Raw genomic sequence first — 15,981 nt, forward strand, 5'->3', positions numbered from 1 at the left:
GCCGGCGGCACCTTTGCCGTGGACGTGGCCGGCTCCGACCTGGCTGCGGGCACCAAGTTCACCGCCACGGTGACCGGCACCGATGAGGCAGGGAACCCCTTTACCCAGAGCGCCGAGGCCACCTACACCGTTGACACCGACGCTTCAGCCACCATTGCTGTCAACCCCATCACCAACGACGATGTCATCAATGCCGTGGAAATGGGAAGCACCATCGAAGTCACCGGTACCGTCGGTGGAGACGCCGCCGAAGGCGACGAGGTCACCTTTACCGTCAACGGCAAGGACTACCAGGGCACGGTCAACACAGACGGCACTTTTACCGTGGACGTGGCGGGCTCCGATCTCGCCGCAGACACCGACTTTACCGTCACAGTCACCGGTAGCGATGACGCTGGTAATCCCTTTACCGCCTCTACTGAATCCACCCACACCGTCGACACCACGGCAAGCGCACCGTCCATGGAGACAACCGATGTCACAGGCAATGAGGACACAGAGATTCCTCTGGACATCTCTGCCGCCCTCACCGATACCGACGGCAGCGAGACCCTGTCTGCCATCACCATCGGGGATGTGCCTGACGGCGCCATTCTCAGCGCAGGAACCAACAACGGGGACGGCACATGGACCCTGACCCAGGACCAGCTTGACGGCCTTACCATCAAGCCCCCGGCCGACAGTGATGTAGATTTTGACCTGACGGTTACGGCTACGGCCACGGAAATCGGAGGAGATACAGCAACTGTCACAGAATCTCTCCATGTTACGGTAACGCCGGTTGCGGATGTGCCTGTGATCGATTTTCAGGTCAGCAGCGACAATGTGGTGAGTGACGGACTGGTGGGACATTGGGTCTTTGAGGAAAATGGTACCCCTGGAGGAACAACCCACGACCTTGTGAATGACCAGGAAGGCACCCTGACCGGTGGTGCGCACTCTGCAGGATCGGACCACAACAACGGTGCCCTGGTCCTGGACGGTGACGGGGACTACGTGGATGTCTCCGGGGATTACACCGAGCCGCTTTCCGGCACCGCGACTCTTTCTGTCTGGGTCAAGCTCCCGGACGGGTATACGGGAGGAGACGGGACCAACACCATTGGGTGGAACTCTCCGAGTATCATCGGATCTGAGAAACACGGCGGGACAGACGATATCCAATGGGGATGGATCGACGACGACGGACAGATCAACATGGGGGTTGGGGACAGCACCGGAGCCGGGTCCACCACGGCCGTAAACGACGGGGAGTGGCACCATGTGGTCATGACCCGGGATCATGAAACCGGTGAGACCAAGATGTACGTCGACGGTATCCTTGAGGACACCAGAGTAACAGAACCCGGCATCAGGGATGGCATGGACCTCAGCGGGTTCGGTGCGACCTTCGGCTCCGACGGCACCCACACGTACCTGGAAGGCCAGCTCGATGACATCCGTGTGTACGACAGGGTATTGACGGACGAAGAGATCTCCCAGATCCACACCTATGAGTCCAATCAGTCAAGCTTCGACCTTGTCGGTATGGAAGGCGACCCGGTCTCCATTACCCTTGGGGCACAACCGACGGACACGGACGGGTCGGAGTCCATCACCTCCATTGTGCTCTCAGGTATCCCCACGGGTGCGATTCTCTCCGACGGAACCCACACCTTTACCGCCACGGACGATCTCCACGAGATGAACGTCACCGACTGGGACCTGTCGAACCTGACCATCACCGCCTATGCCAACGCAGGAGGCTTTGGTGAATCCTATACGCTGACGGCCACAGCAACGTCCACGGAAGGGGACGGCGGCGCTTCGGCGTCAACCTCCTCATCCCTGGAAATTTACGTCATGGACTCTGCTCCCGTTGCCGTGGATGACACGGACAGTGTCGGCTTCAGGGGCACGGCCACCGGCAATGTCATCCTGGGTGAAGGAGGCGAAGACATGGGCGCAGACGAGGTGGATGCGGATGACGTCACCCTCTCGTCCATTTCCTTTGACGGGACGACCTATACCTTTGCCGAGGACGGCTCCCTGATGAATGGATCGGATATAGTCACAAACAATACGATTGTGGGAGACCACGGCACGCTGCAAATCCATCAGGACGGAAGCTACACCTACACGTCCTCAGAGCACTGGCATCCCCACTGGTGGAACCTCGAAGACAGCTTTGACTACACCATCACCGACTCGGACGGCGACAGCTCCACGGCTTCCGTCACCATCCGCCATGATAACCTGTCTACGGTCGCCGACAGCGCCGTTGCCCACGAGGCAGGCCTGCCCGAAGGAACCGAGGCAACCACCGATTCAGAGACCGTTACCGGTAACCTGTTGGACAACGACATGGGTGTGGACGGCGATGCCTTCATCTCAAGCATCACCAGCGGAGCCCACAGCGACACGGAGGCATCCGGCGGCCAGCTGAGTATTCAGACGGACCACGGAACCATCACGGTATACACCGAATCCGACGGTCTTCACCGAGCCGGTGATTACGAATACACCCTGGAGCACCCGTCCCAGGGCGACGATGTGGTGGACACCATAAGCTACACAATCTCGGATTCCGACGGAGAACAACTGACCGGCTCCCTTGCGGTAAACATCCAGGACGACGCCCCGACAGGTGAGACCGTAACGGCAGATATCCATGAAGACGCGGCGGACGTAAAGACCACCAACCTTATTATAGTGCTGGACCGATCCGGCAGTATGGCCTTCGACATGGATGGGAACCGCGAAAATTCTCCGGACTTTGACCCGAACAACGTTCGCATGGATATCGCAAAGGATGCCCTTGCCGCCATGTTCGATTCCTACGACAACCTCGGGAATGTCAACATTCAGTTTGTCCGATTTGAAAACTCAGCCGTGAAATCCGACTGGTTCATGGACGATAAAACCGGGGCCAACACGTACCTGAACGATATCCATGCCTGGGGCGGCACCGACTATGACGGCGCGCTGGACACGGTAAGGCACGATTTCGATCCCCCCGAGGCAGACAGCACACTGCTCTACTTCATCTCTGATGGAGAGCCCAACCGGGGCGATGAGTGCGACCAGACCGAATGGGAAAACTTCCTCCAGGGCGAAGGAAGCTCTATCGATACGGTCTTTGGAATCGGAATTACCGAAGATTCAACGCTGGAAGCCCTGAACCCCATCGCCTGGCCCAACCCTGCGGACCCGAACGACCCCGACCCACACGTGGTCCAGGTCCACAACGCCTTCGACCTCAAGCAGACCTTGCTTGAGACGGTATCCGAAGGAATCGTCAAGGGCGATGCGACCCTCCTGACCACCGAAGGCAACGACGGCATCCACCTGGGCGCAGACGGCGGGCACCTCCAGTCTATCCTGGTAGACGGGCAGCTTCACACCTACGATCCGTCCGGTTCACCCACGGAAAGCATCACCACGGCCCGAGGCGGGATCATCGACATCAACTTCGAAACCGGTGAGTACTTCTACACCATCAACCCCCACGACACGGTCTCCGGAGAGCAGGAAGTCTTTGTCCTCACAGCCGTAGACGGCGACGGCGACACCACGTCCGTGGACCTCATCATCAATCTGGACTACGTGGCCGCCATTGATGCCAACCACGACACCATCATCACCAACGCGGCCCTGGGGGATGACCTCGCCATCGATTTTTCCGCCCTTCTGGCAAACGACTCAGGGGCAAACAGTATCGATGACGGAAGCATCCATGCCGAAGGCAGTACCCAGCTGACCCAGTCATCCGATCAGGTGACCCTGCACGACCTTTCCGACGGCGACGCCTTCACCTACGACATCTCTTCGGGGGACGTCTCGGACACGGCCAAGGTCGAGGTTGTGGTGGAGGATAATGCGAACCTTTACGGTACCATCGGCGACGATATCCTTGTGAACACAAGGTCCAATTCCGGTACGTTTTCTATCCAGGCTGATGTCGAAAGGGGCTGGACCGGTGATTCATCAAATCAAATGGGCATCCAGTTTACGAGCAATACCTCCCTGTCCATTCTGGCCGTGACTATCGACCTGAGTGCCGGAGGCGATTTGAATGCGGTGTTTGATCCATCCGACTACTATGATTTCGATAGTTACGGTCCGTTTATTGGAGATGAGACCAGGGGGATCTCATCCAGCGACGTGAACTTTTCGTTTTCCGATGATCATTCAAAAATGACCATCACCTTCGAACCGGGGACCTTTACCTCACAGGACGAATTCCGGTTTGGTATCGACACGGATTTCCTAAGTCATAACATAAATGACAAAGGCAATGCTTTCGGCAAACAGGATGTCGGCATCACCGTCTCTTTAAGCGATGGCACCGAGGTCTCCGGGACCTATGACCACCAGGGCAACACAAGCCACCTCACCATAGACGGCACCACCGACAACGCCCCTGTCCATCTCTACGGCAACGAAGGAGACGATGTGCTGAGCGGAAATGACGCCGACGAAATCCTCGACGGCGGGCAGGGCCACGACACAATCTATGGGGGCGGAGGAGACGACACCATTGTCTTTGATACCCAGGACACGCTTATCGACGGCGGGGAAGGCACCGACACCCTGAAAATCTCCCAGGACGTCCTGGATTTCAGCACCCTTACCAAGGATTCGGTCACCAACATCGAAGCCCTGGACCTGACCTCGGACAATGCCCAAACCGTCTCCCTCACCTTGGAGAATGTGCTGGACATGACCGGACCGGAAAACGTGCTCCACGTCTCGGGCGGCGACGGCGACCAGGTCACCGTGGATCTCTCCAACTCCGGTGACGGGTGGACACACGACGGCAACGGGCTCTTCTCCAACACCGACGGTACCCAGGTACAGATCGTCTCCGTGGACGATGCGGACAAGCACATCCCCATCTTCACCGACGACGGCACGGCCATCTAATAAAGGCCGCACCTGTCCAACGTGTCTCCGGTGGGTCGTTATTTCAAAAACGGCCCACCGGAGACATAACCTCCCGTCGAACAGGAGGCTTGAATGTTAACCGCTCAAAGCGGTCTATTTCTGCGCCTAAAGGCGCCAATACCCTTTCTTTTTGGCCTTGGTCATCGTTTCGACCATCAGCGTGTTTTCATCACCATTTAGTTCCCCTTGATCCCTGGAGCGCCGCACTCCGGTGCGGCATAGGTAACAACGGACTAAAAAGCCGCACAGGAGTGCGGCGCTCCGTTTCAGTGCGTCTCGCTTAGCCCGGATATTTCACGGGCCGAAGGTTTAGAAAATCGAGCAGAAAGCCGTGAATTACATTTTGTATTTTTAAAACATCCAACTTTCTATCAATAAGCGATTGTAATAACTCATCATTGTCACACTCAGCCCGTTTTCTCATAAAAGATCCGGGTTAGCGTGATGAATCGTTAATATTTATAAAAAGTTATCCACTCTTATCTGGTGAAACTGTCGAACTTGGGGAGCCCCCCTGCCCCCTCTTGAGACATCATGGCACACATGCTCAATGTGCCTTTCGTTATAACGGATGCCCCGGGCCCCTGAACATTGACCTGCCGCCAGCCCCTATAGTATTGTGGTGCTTTTGAAAACACCAACCAGCAGCAGGATGACGATGAATAAACCAGAGGTTATTAAGAAACGAACGCGCACGGCTCAAAAGAAAAGCAAGGGACAGGTGGAGGCTGAAATAAGCAGTGCGCTGCTCACGTTTGAAAAAGAGCATATGGGACGCGGTCCGGTGGATGTGAGGAGCCATATCATTGAGGACATGGTGCTGATTCGCCTGAAAGGCGTATTGACACCGGCTGAGCGACATCTTGCAACGGATGACGCCGGTACGCAGCTCATCAAGCAGGTCCGGGCTAAACTTCTGGAAAATTCCTGCGACATTCTGGGGGATGTCATCACCGGCATTACCGGCATCAATGTGGTTAGCTTTCATACAGACATCAGCACCAAAGCGGGAGAACGGATTATTGTCATTACATTTGAGCAGGATGTGGAAGAAAAGTTTTCTTACAGCTGATGGTTTCAGTATATAAATAAAAGAACTGCGATGACAGGCGCCCACTGACGTAACTCACGCGGATTAAGGGTCCATGGGGCCTCCGGCCATGCAGACAAATAATAATTGACACCTGAATTGATCTTCAATATGCTCGGCGTCAATAAAATTTAAAGGTAGTTTGGTAGACAATAAGAGGATCATACCTTCTTTTAAGGAGATCAGCTTTGAATAGGCCAACAGTGTAATCGCTGTTGGCCTTTTTTTGTGCGTAAATCAAAGGCCCTTTACTTTACCGGGGGGCTTGTGGAAGCTTCAAATAAATGGAATAATTGGAGAATGAGCCCAACAGAACATGGAGGCAGAATGATTCCCCCAGGCTCCTCTCAACACATAGCGGGTGGCCCTGACGTGCAGGAAAACCCCTCGCGCACCTTGGACCGCTGAATACATGGCTCCCTCGCCCGAAGGGTGAGAAAATCGAGCAGAAAACCGTGAATTACATTTTGTATTTTAAAAATGCTTTAATTTTTCACAGTAACCACCTGCAATAACGCTTTATTGCTTCAGTTCAATCGTTTTCTCATGAAATATTCGGGATAAACGAAACGGGAAGGTTAACCAATGGCCGATACAATTTTGTGGGGTACCGGCATAGAGGATGTTGCCGAAGGGGTCGGCCCCGGTCAATTGCGGGACATGTCCCGTGTCTGCGGGCCGGATGTTGAGTCCCCCTTGCACTGGAGACCGGCATGCCTCGTTTCGGAAGGCCCCCGAAGCAGATGCTGGGTATCAGGAAAAGGCGAAAACCTGCCTGTGTTTGTGACCGGCCCCTGTGCCTCCAGCATGAAGCTGGCGTGGTGTTTCCACCGGAAAAACCTGTTGCCCGAATGGGTATCGGTGCTGGCAGAAAGCCAGTGGGCCGGCAAGGGTCAGCTGGGAAGGCAGTGGCATTCACCGGCGGGTAATATCTACGGAACAATGCGCCTGCCCTCATCGGCATTGTTGGAAGAAGACTGCCTCCCGCTGCTTGTGGGGTATGCGCTGGTCACAGCCCTTGGGGCCAAAGGCGTGACAGTGAAGCTGAAATGGCCCAACGACCTGGTCATGGGCAACAAAAAAGTGGGGGGAATCCTCATCGAAGAAAAGGGAGGCGTAAGGATGGTCGGCGTCGGCATCAACCTGACTTCAAGCCCGCCCGAAGAAAAGCTTCGCAGCGACAACGCCCTTGCCGCTGCGTGCTTGAAGGACGTTGGCCATGGGGACCTGTCCCCCCTCCCCCTCTGGCGGCACCTCGTAACGACTATACGGGATATTTTGAATACGGTCACCGCATCCGATCTTCCGGCGCTTATGGCAAGGCTCCACTCACATCTGGCATTTGCGGGAGACAAGGTACGGGTCGAAGATTATGCAAACCCACCTTATGAAGCCAAGATACTCGGTTTATCATCCAACGGCGGCTTGAAGCTGCTTACACGCAGCGGAACAACCGTCGTCCGGTCAGCAAGCATCTACCCTATTGTATGTTTGACATAGAAAAGGAGAATCACGTTGAAAGAAGCAACATTTAAGCAGGTTGTTCAAGAGTTGAAAGGCATGAAGATATTGGTGGCAAACCGGGGGATCACGGCCAGGCGCATCGCGCGTTCCATACGGGAGCTCGGAGCCATCCCGGTGGTAACGGCAACGGATGTGGATAAGACCGCCCCCTTTACCGCCGGCGCCCAGGAGCTCATTCTGTTGGGTGAAAACCCCAGGGCCTATCTCAATATCGATCAGATCATCGCAGAAGCCAAGGCGAGAAACATCACCGCGATTCACCCCGGCTGGGGCTTTGCCTCGGAAGATGACATCTTCCCTAAAAAATGCGCCCAGGCGGACATCCTTTTTATCGGTCCTGAAACCGATGCCATGCGCCTTCTCGGCAACAAGGTGGCGGTGCGGAAACTCGCCCGGGAACTGGGTGTTCCCATTGTGCCCGGCTCCGACGGCGCCGTGACCATCGAAGAGGCGAAAAGCATCGTCAAAAAAATCGGGCTGCCCGTCATGCTCAAGGCGGAAGGCGGCGGCGGGGGCCGGGGAATCTATGAGATCACCCGTGAGGACCAGCTTGACAGCGCCTTCGAAAAGGCCACTGCCCTTGCCCACGCGACCTTTGGCAACCCCCGCCTGTTTGTAGAAAAAATGTTGACCCAAGTGCGCCATATCGAGATCCAGGTGATCGCGGACAAATACGGAAACGTCTTCGCCTTTGACGAGCGGGACTGTACGGTCCAGCGAAATCACCAGAAGCTCATTGAGATCACCCCTTCCCCCTGGGCCGGGATGACCCCTGATATTCGAAGCCAGCTCAAAGAGTACGCCCGAAAGCTGGTCCGGGAAATCGGCTATCACTCACTGGCAACGGTGGAGTTCCTGCTGGATGCCGACGGTACTCCCCACCTCATCGAGGTCAACACCCGCCTTCAGGTGGAGCACGGGATCACCGAATGCCGATATGGGGTCGACCTGGTGGAAGAGCAAATCGCCGTGGCCTTCGGGGCCCCCCTGCGATTGAATGACGAGACGTGCAAACCCAACAACTACGCCATGCAGCTTCGGGTCAACTGTGAGGATCCCCAGGATAACTTTGCACCCAACGCCGGAAAGATCACCCGGTACATCTCCCCGGGAGGCCCGTCCATCCGCCTGGACTCCTGCATCTCATCCGGCTATGAGTTTCCTTCCCAGTATGACTCTGCGGCGGCACTGCTCATCGCCTACGGCCAGAGCTGGCCCAAGACCCTGGAGGTGATGAACCGCGCCCTCACCGAGTATATCGTGGGCGGACTCAAAACCACCCTGCCCTTCCACGCCAACATCATCAACCATCCCACGTTCAAGGCCGGAGAGTGTGACACCAAATTTGTGCTGAACACGCCGGAGCTGCTCCACTACAAAGACAATGAGCAGGAATCTGTCAGGCTGAGCCGACTTGTGGCCGAAATCTCGGCCTTCGGACACAACCCCTTTGTCGAGCTGGGAGACTACAGAGGGCGAGAAGACAAGCGCCTTGGAAGCTTCACACCGGTGTTGCCGGAGGTCAGGCCCGGCAATGCCCCCTCCCCCTATCCGAGGTGTGACCGAAAGGCCCTGCTGGATTACGTCAGGGACACCGATCATGTTCACTTCACGGACACAACGGCCCGGGACATCACCCAGTCCAACAGCGGCAACCGGTTCCGCCTTGCCGAAGACATGATCGTGGGGCCTTACCTTGACGAGTGCGGTTTCTTCTCCCTGGAGAACGGAGGCGGCGCCCACTTCCACGTCGCCATGCTGGCCAACATGACCTACCCGTTCAACGAAGCCCGGGAGTGGAACCGCTTTGCCCCCAAGACCCCCAAGCAGATCCTGGTCCGGTCCACGAACCTCCTCGGGTACAAGCCCCAGCCCCCCAAACTCATGCGGCTGACAGGCGAAATGATTTGCGAGGACTTTGATGTGGTGCGCTGCTTTGATTTCCTGAACCATGTGGAAAATATGCGCCCCATTGCCGAGGTGGTCATGAACTCCCCGGGCAATGTATTCGAGCCCGCTATTTCTCTCTCCTGGGCCAAAGGGTTCGACGTTCCCCACTACATGAACGTCCTTGAAGAGATCATCTCCATGGTCTCCTCCGTCAGCGGCCTGACCAAGGCCCAGGCGGTGAGGAGCTTCATCATCGGCTTAAAGGACATGGCCGGTGTGTGCCCGCCCAGGTTCATGCGGCAACTCGTTACAACCATCAAAGAGCGGTACCCCGAGTTGGTGATCCATTACCACAGGCATTGCACCGACGGCCTGTTTGTCCCCGCTGTGGGCGAGGCAGCCCTTGCCGGAGCCCATATCGTCGATACCGGCATCGGCGCCGCAGTGCGGTGGTATGGCCAGGGAGAGGTCCTGTCCACGGCCGCCTACATGGAAGGCGAGCTGGGCCTGAAAACCAATCTTAACAAAGAGATGATCCGTGATACCGGCTTTGTCCTCAAACAGATCATGCCGTATTATGACCGATACACCGCCCCCTACTTCCAGGGAATCGACCATGACGTCGTCTCCCACGCCATGCCGGGCGGTGCCACCTCCTCCTCCCAGGAAGGGGCCAAACAGCAGGGCTACATCCACCTTCTGCCCTACATGCTCCGCTTCCTTGCTGGGACCCGCAAGATCGTGCGCTACCACGACGTGACGCCGGGATCCCAGATCACATGGAACACCTCCTTCCTGGCGGTGACCGCTGCATTCAAGCGGGGTGGCGAAGCAGAAGTGCGGCATCTCATCGATATCATGGATGCCGTGGCCGGGGTCCCCGAAAATGAGGTCGACGCGGTGTACAAAAAAGAGCGCCTGATACTCTACCGGGAAAGCAACGACGCGTTCCGTAACCTCTTGTCAGGACGCTTTGGCCGCCTGCCCCTGGGGTTCCCGCCGGACTGGGTGTATGAAAGCGCCTTCGGAGCCAACTTCAAGGAGGCCCTGGAGCAACGCACCGAAGAGTCCCCCCTGGCGTCCATTGCGGACATCGATATCGAGGAAGAGACCCGGCAGCTAAAGGCACACCTGAAGCGAAACCCCTCCAGGGATGAGCTGGTCATGTACCTCAACCACCCCGGAGATGCCTTGAAAACCATGCGGTTCCGGCAACAGTTCGGCAACCCCAACAGGCTCCCCCTGGACATCTGGTTTGAGGGCCTCAAGGTGGGATCAGAGCTGAACTTCAAAGACAGCGACGGCAAACCCCACCAGATGTCCGTCATCGACATCTCCGAGCCCGATGACCAGGGCCTGAGCTTTGTGCGCTACACCCTGGATGCCGAAACCTACAGCTATCCGGTGAAGGTCGGTGAAGCCGTCAACGGCAAGGCAGGCGCCGTGGAGATGGCCGACAAAGCCAACCCGGCCCAGGTCGCCTCCCCCACCAACGGCGACTTGTGGATCGTCTACGTCCTCCCCGGAGACATTGTCAAAAAAGGGGAAGAACTCTTCAACATCACCATCATGAAACAGGAAAAGGCGGTTCTCTCCCCCATGGACGGCGTGGTCAAACGAATCGTCAAATACGCCGACTACAAAGAAGACAAAAAAATGGTGCCGGTGCGGGAGGGAGAGCTCATCGTCGAACTTGGCCCTGTGCAGAGTACCTGCCCCAACTGTTCGGAACCCGTGACCGGAGACGGATTCAAATTCTGTCCTGCATGCGGGCATAAGTTGAGCTGATCACCCTGACCCTGATATGTCAAAAATGCAAAATGCAATGTAACTGTTTAGCTCTTGAAAAGCTGCCTCCGGCGGCGAGGGTGGCCAAGCCACAGTAGCGAAAACACCTTGAAAGCAGATTGCGAGTGCGCTTTGACCCTTGCCTGTCGCGCCGTAGCCCATTGATGATGGTCGAATGGGGACGCATCGACATGGGCTTAGGCGGATTCCTCGGGTCATAGCGCACCCGCCTTTCTATCAAACGTCGACCTTGGTCATCGTAAGGCCACAGGTCTGTTCACATTCCCCCAAGCACCCTTGTCCTCTGGAGCGCCGCACTCCAGTGCGGCTCGGGTAGCGACGGACTAAAAAGCCGTCCCATGGTTGCATGGGACGGCTTTTGTTATTTTTAGCGGCCTTAATCATCATTTGGGCCGCGACCTGCAAAGAGCCGATTCGTAGGCATTCGCAGTGGAAAATCCACTGATTCCTGAACTGCCAGTGCGTATTTCTTATGAATTGATGGAGTGGAGCGACACCTCCGTCAGCACGGTTAGCAGGCGCGCCGTTTTTTGTTTGAAAGGCTTTGATCTCGCAAACAATTTTGATTTCAAGCACCTCGTTGTAGCAAAAGGTCAGGCCACACAAATACCTTCTTGCAATTATTCAATTCAAAGAGTAAGAATTTAATAGATCCGATGCTTAACAGATAGTCGCCTTTGAGTTGAACGTACAGATGAATACCCAAAAGAACGATTTGCGATCTCAGAAACAACAATGTTAACATAAACAAACACCAACGCCATGACGCAAGACTGTCAAACAAATCGAAAATATAAGATTTTGGGACAGCATTGCTCATATTACAATCGACATTTGATGATCCAAGACCAACTTGAATATAGTAAACTTTGAAGTTTTTACTATGCCGAACAACTTCGTCCTCATCAGTAATAAAAAACAAATCCTCTCAAAAAGTAATAGCAAGGGATGAAAACATGATTTCACCTAAAAAATATTGCCAGTTGAGTGAAGGAATTTGCCCCAATGGGGTCTCTGAATTCCGAGAACAAGATAAAGTTTTTTCTGCCTTTTCAAGTCGAAGTATGGATATTTTAAATGAACTTGATTCTGCTATTGAGACGCTTAACGCCAAAACCGATACAACTTGGTTTTCTTGGAGAAAAGATTTAGAAATTGAAAATCAAATAATATTTTGTGAAATTTGTAAAAATATTATTTCTTCCAAAGCAATATTGGTTGAGTTATCAGATTTAAACTTCAATGTCATTTTCGAATACGGCTACTCAATTGGGTTAAATAAAAAAATACATCCGATAGTTAACCAGACTTTTTCATTCAGAAATGTCGAGCGCTTTCTCAGGCCAATGCTCGGGATTGGCTTTGGTACTTACGAAAATAAAAAACTTGCAAAAAAAATTCGAAAAAAAAGATTTTGGGAAAAAGACAATAACAAGGCAATTTATAGTTTTGATACACATGATCTATTGACTGATAGCACTGAAATAGAGGCAAGTCATGTGCTCTATTTAAAAAATGCAGATGACCAGCAAGTCTCTGAAAAAATCGAAGATGAATTAATGAAAAATGATATTGACTTGATTGTCGATGATCCACATGAGGACACATATGCTTTATCATGGTATGCGAAACAAGTGAAAAAATCTTATATAGTAATTATTGATCTTGGAATGTCATCCAATACAGATAATCAAAATCATTTTTTAAAATGTGCATTAGTTGCCGGTGTTGCTATCAGTACTGGGCGGAGGGTGTTAATAATAAATTCTGTGCACGCCGATAAGCCCTCCGATATCATATCAATTATAGATAGCTATAAAAACTCAAAGGATGCGGCTAAGCAAGTGCACAAATTTTTGAGTCAGCATGTAAATGAGCTTGCTGTAATTAATGCTTATATTGATACTTTATGCAAGGATGAAGTCTCTAAATTAAGCTCAGTTAACCTTGGAGAACATGTTGCCGAAAACGATAGACTGTTACTAAAAAAGACTTTTATCGAAACCCCAGAATACTTAGAATTAAATAAAATTGGGTACAATATCATTACTGGCAGAAAAGGAGTTGGCAAAAGTGCTGCTTTTTCCGTTTTTAAAAGAGACGGAGGTGATTCTAAAGACATCGTTATCCATCAGCTTTTTGATAAATACAATTTAGATGATGTGTATGACCTGATAAGCAATTTTCCCAGCGACAACGACAAAAACAAAATTTCAGAGTCATTCTGGAAATTTATCATCTTATCTGTAGTTTCAAAGCAAATTTACAAAGCGATACAGGCGGATATAGAAAATCCCTACCTTCTTCCCAATGAAAGAGCTGGCGTTGATAGATTTGTTACATTTTATGAGGGTTTTTGGCTACTTAATAGCGACAAATCAATAACTGAAAATCTTGTTGATATTGTTGTTAAAATAAGAGAGGAACAAGACTTAAGTGTATCCGATATTCAGAGACGTTTTTACACTCCTGATTTTATTACTCTAAAAAAAGAGGTTATTGAATATTTGGTAGAATCAGAACAATATCTCTACCTTAATATAGATGGTTTAGACTCTAATATATCAATCAAAAAAAATCCGAAACAAATATCTATTATTTTATTCAACCTGCATGAAGTTTGTTCAACTATTTTTTCAAATAAAGTTTCTAATTATACCATAAATCTTTTTATTAGAAATGATTTATACCATTTCTTTAAAGATAAAATAACAGAAAAAGATAAGATTAATATCGTTGATTATAAATGGAAAAAAGATCAACTCGTACAACTAATAAATCGACGGTTTCAAGAAAATGCAATAGAGCACATAGCAAATATCTTATCAGAAGATTTTAATATAAATCAATTAATGAAAAAAATTGAGAAATTCGTTTATAATAGGCCTAGGGATTATGTATATTTATTCAATTATTTGATACAATTATCAATATCTCTAAGAAAAGACAAAATATCTACAAAAATGTTCTCAGAAGCTCTAAAAGCATATGCATCACACGTAGGTCAATCTATTGAGGCTGAGTTTTTATCGTTACCGTTCAACGTTAACATGGGAGAGCTTTTAAGTCAGATAAAAAATGAAAACAGCACTAATATACGGATCCCTATATATATTTTATTAGAAATACTCAATGAAATGGGGCTTGATGATGAAGAGCAAAAAATATTTATTTACTTTCTTCTTAGGATTGAGTTTATTATTTTTGAGGAAAACAATAGTCCAGTTGATTGGAACAAGCTGCGAAGCCCAGAAACTAAAATCAGAACCATATTGTCAAAAGCAAAAAAAAGAAAGTATTTTTGTTTTCATCCCCTAATTGCGTTGCTAATTGAAGAATATTATTAAAATTAAAGATCCGACCTCAGGGGCGCCGGTATTGGAATAACCCCTGGAAGGGGCAATGGAGAAGGGGTCGGGAGAAGGGGGCGCGTCTTGACATTGGACATTCTTGCAAATCCCTTCATGCAATATCGGTCTTATTGCAATCCAATAACGACAAAGGGGTCAATTCTTCGTGTCGCTAAGGGGGCAATTTCTGATGTCGCTTGACAAGCGTTTCTCAATCTTTTCGACCCGTACAAAGTTGGATCTCAATCAGCTAATTAAAAAATCAAGAAGCAATAAAAAGAGGTTGTGTCAAATGTCAAGACGCGACCCTTTTCCATAAAATCTCAAGACTAAAATTCATGACGCGCCAACTTTTTACAGTCCATTTGACAGTCTCGTGATAGCGGCTGATAAGTACACTTTAAAATCAGCTCGAAGAGACATTCCTGAGAATAGGTTTCTTCTACGGGCTCGTTAGAGCATAGGAAATAGATATGCAATTTAGGCAGATTTCAACACTTAAAGCTAAATGGAAAGTTCCCTTTATCGTGCTGCTGGTAATGATCCTGTCGGCATGGGGTGGAGCTATATATATTGGTATGCTACATGAGAATCATGGGCATGAGTTATTAACCCCGCATGACGTTGAGTTGCGATCGCAAAAAGCCGACAGAAACACTTGCACTTATATTAGCCCAAAAGATTCCGAAGAGATTGCATGCTCTGGGCTTAATGAAACACAAAACGCGAAACTGAATAAATTTCTTCAATCAGAATTAAAAAAAATTCTAATTGAAAGTCATGGAAGTCTTTTAGAAGCCGCAAAATATTGTTCTGATAATTATATCAAGGAAGGCGTTTTTTTTGTTGAATTAGGCGGTGGGGTAATCCACTTGGTAGTGGTTATCTCATCGATCGTTTTTACAGCAATCTGCATATTTATTGCTATTATCGTTCTCTTTATTTCCTTACCCATATTCCTCAAGTCAGACAATGAAAATAAAGCGAAAAGAGCTGGTGGAATAGTTAAAACTTGCCTTGGGTTTATAGTTGCGTCAGGAACAACATTGGTGGGTGGGTTTGTCATTACATCAGCGATGTTCTAACGGGATAGGACCCTCCATCACTTAAGAGCCCTCCCACATCACTTGGCATACAGATCGCGTACCTTGGCGGTTCGGCCGATCAAAGGAGTTCCGCGAGAGAAGAAATATCTGGATGGAAGCGCGAAATTTATCTATTTGACCTTGCTCATGCGCCAATACTTCTTGCGTGCGCTTCCGCACATAACGGCGGGACCATGAAGGATTCCAATCTTCTTTAAATTTTGAATCTTGGTCCTTGGGTATCTCCACTCCTTCCAGGCGACGCATCGGAGCCGCCTGGCAATCCATTTGATTAGAGACGTTTTTT

The 15,981-nt window shown here is 50.9% G+C and carries 6 protein-coding genes; all 6 read left to right on the top strand.

Annotation, left to right across the window (positions count from 1 at the left end; translation table 11 throughout):
• Nucleotides 1-4,905: Ig-like domain-containing protein (locus tag BLQ12_RS22830; RefSeq protein ID WP_139164074.1), on the top strand; the 4,905-nt coding region annotated here is incomplete at its 5' end.
• A 679-nt stretch (nucleotides 4,906-5,584) separates the two neighbouring features.
• On the top strand, nucleotides 5,585-5,998 hold the full coding sequence (locus BLQ12_RS22835) for a Na-translocating system protein MpsC family protein (RefSeq protein WP_092214495.1): 414 nt from the start codon (nucleotides 5,585-5,587) through the stop codon (nucleotides 5,996-5,998).
• A gap of 825 nt (nucleotides 5,999-6,823) precedes the next feature.
• Complete coding sequence (locus tag BLQ12_RS22840; protein WP_175470017.1) at nucleotides 6,824-7,516, top strand: biotin--[acetyl-CoA-carboxylase] ligase; 693 nt, start codon at nucleotides 6,824-6,826, stop codon at nucleotides 7,514-7,516.
• A 15-nt stretch (nucleotides 7,517-7,531) separates the two neighbouring features.
• Entirely contained in the window at nucleotides 7,532-11,218 is a 3,687-nt protein-coding gene (locus tag BLQ12_RS22845) for a pyruvate carboxylase (protein WP_092214499.1), read from the top strand.
• A 977-nt stretch (nucleotides 11,219-12,195) separates the two neighbouring features.
• Nucleotides 12,196-14,586 (top strand): P-loop ATPase, Sll1717 family, encoded by a 2,391-nt coding sequence (locus BLQ12_RS22850; protein ID WP_092214501.1) that lies wholly within the window; start codon nucleotides 12,196-12,198, stop codon nucleotides 14,584-14,586.
• A gap of 476 nt (nucleotides 14,587-15,062) precedes the next feature.
• On the top strand, nucleotides 15,063-15,674 hold the full coding sequence (locus BLQ12_RS22855) for a hypothetical protein (protein ID WP_092214503.1): 612 nt from the start codon (nucleotides 15,063-15,065) through the stop codon (nucleotides 15,672-15,674).
• Nucleotides 15,675-15,981: the final 307 nt, after the last annotated feature.

Source organism: Desulfoluna spongiiphila, assembly GCF_900101345.1.
Classification (GTDB): domain Bacteria; phylum Desulfobacterota; class Desulfobacteria; order Desulfobacterales; family Desulfolunaceae; genus Desulfoluna; species Desulfoluna spongiiphila.

Bases quoted from the DNA above. Each gene is read 5' to 3' on its own strand.
- BLQ12_RS22835 (WP_092214495.1), top strand. From the start codon at position 5,585: ATGAATAAACCAGAGGTTATTAAGAAACGAACGCGCACGGCTCAAAAG.
- BLQ12_RS22840 (WP_175470017.1), top strand. From the start codon at position 6,824: ATGAAGCTGGCGTGGTGTTTCCACCGGAAAAACCTGTTGCCCGAATGG.
- BLQ12_RS22850 (WP_092214501.1), top strand. From the start codon at position 12,196: ATGATTTCACCTAAAAAATATTGCCAGTTGAGTGAAGGAATTTGCCCC.
- BLQ12_RS22855 (WP_092214503.1), top strand. From the start codon at position 15,063: ATGCAATTTAGGCAGATTTCAACACTTAAAGCTAAATGGAAAGTTCCC.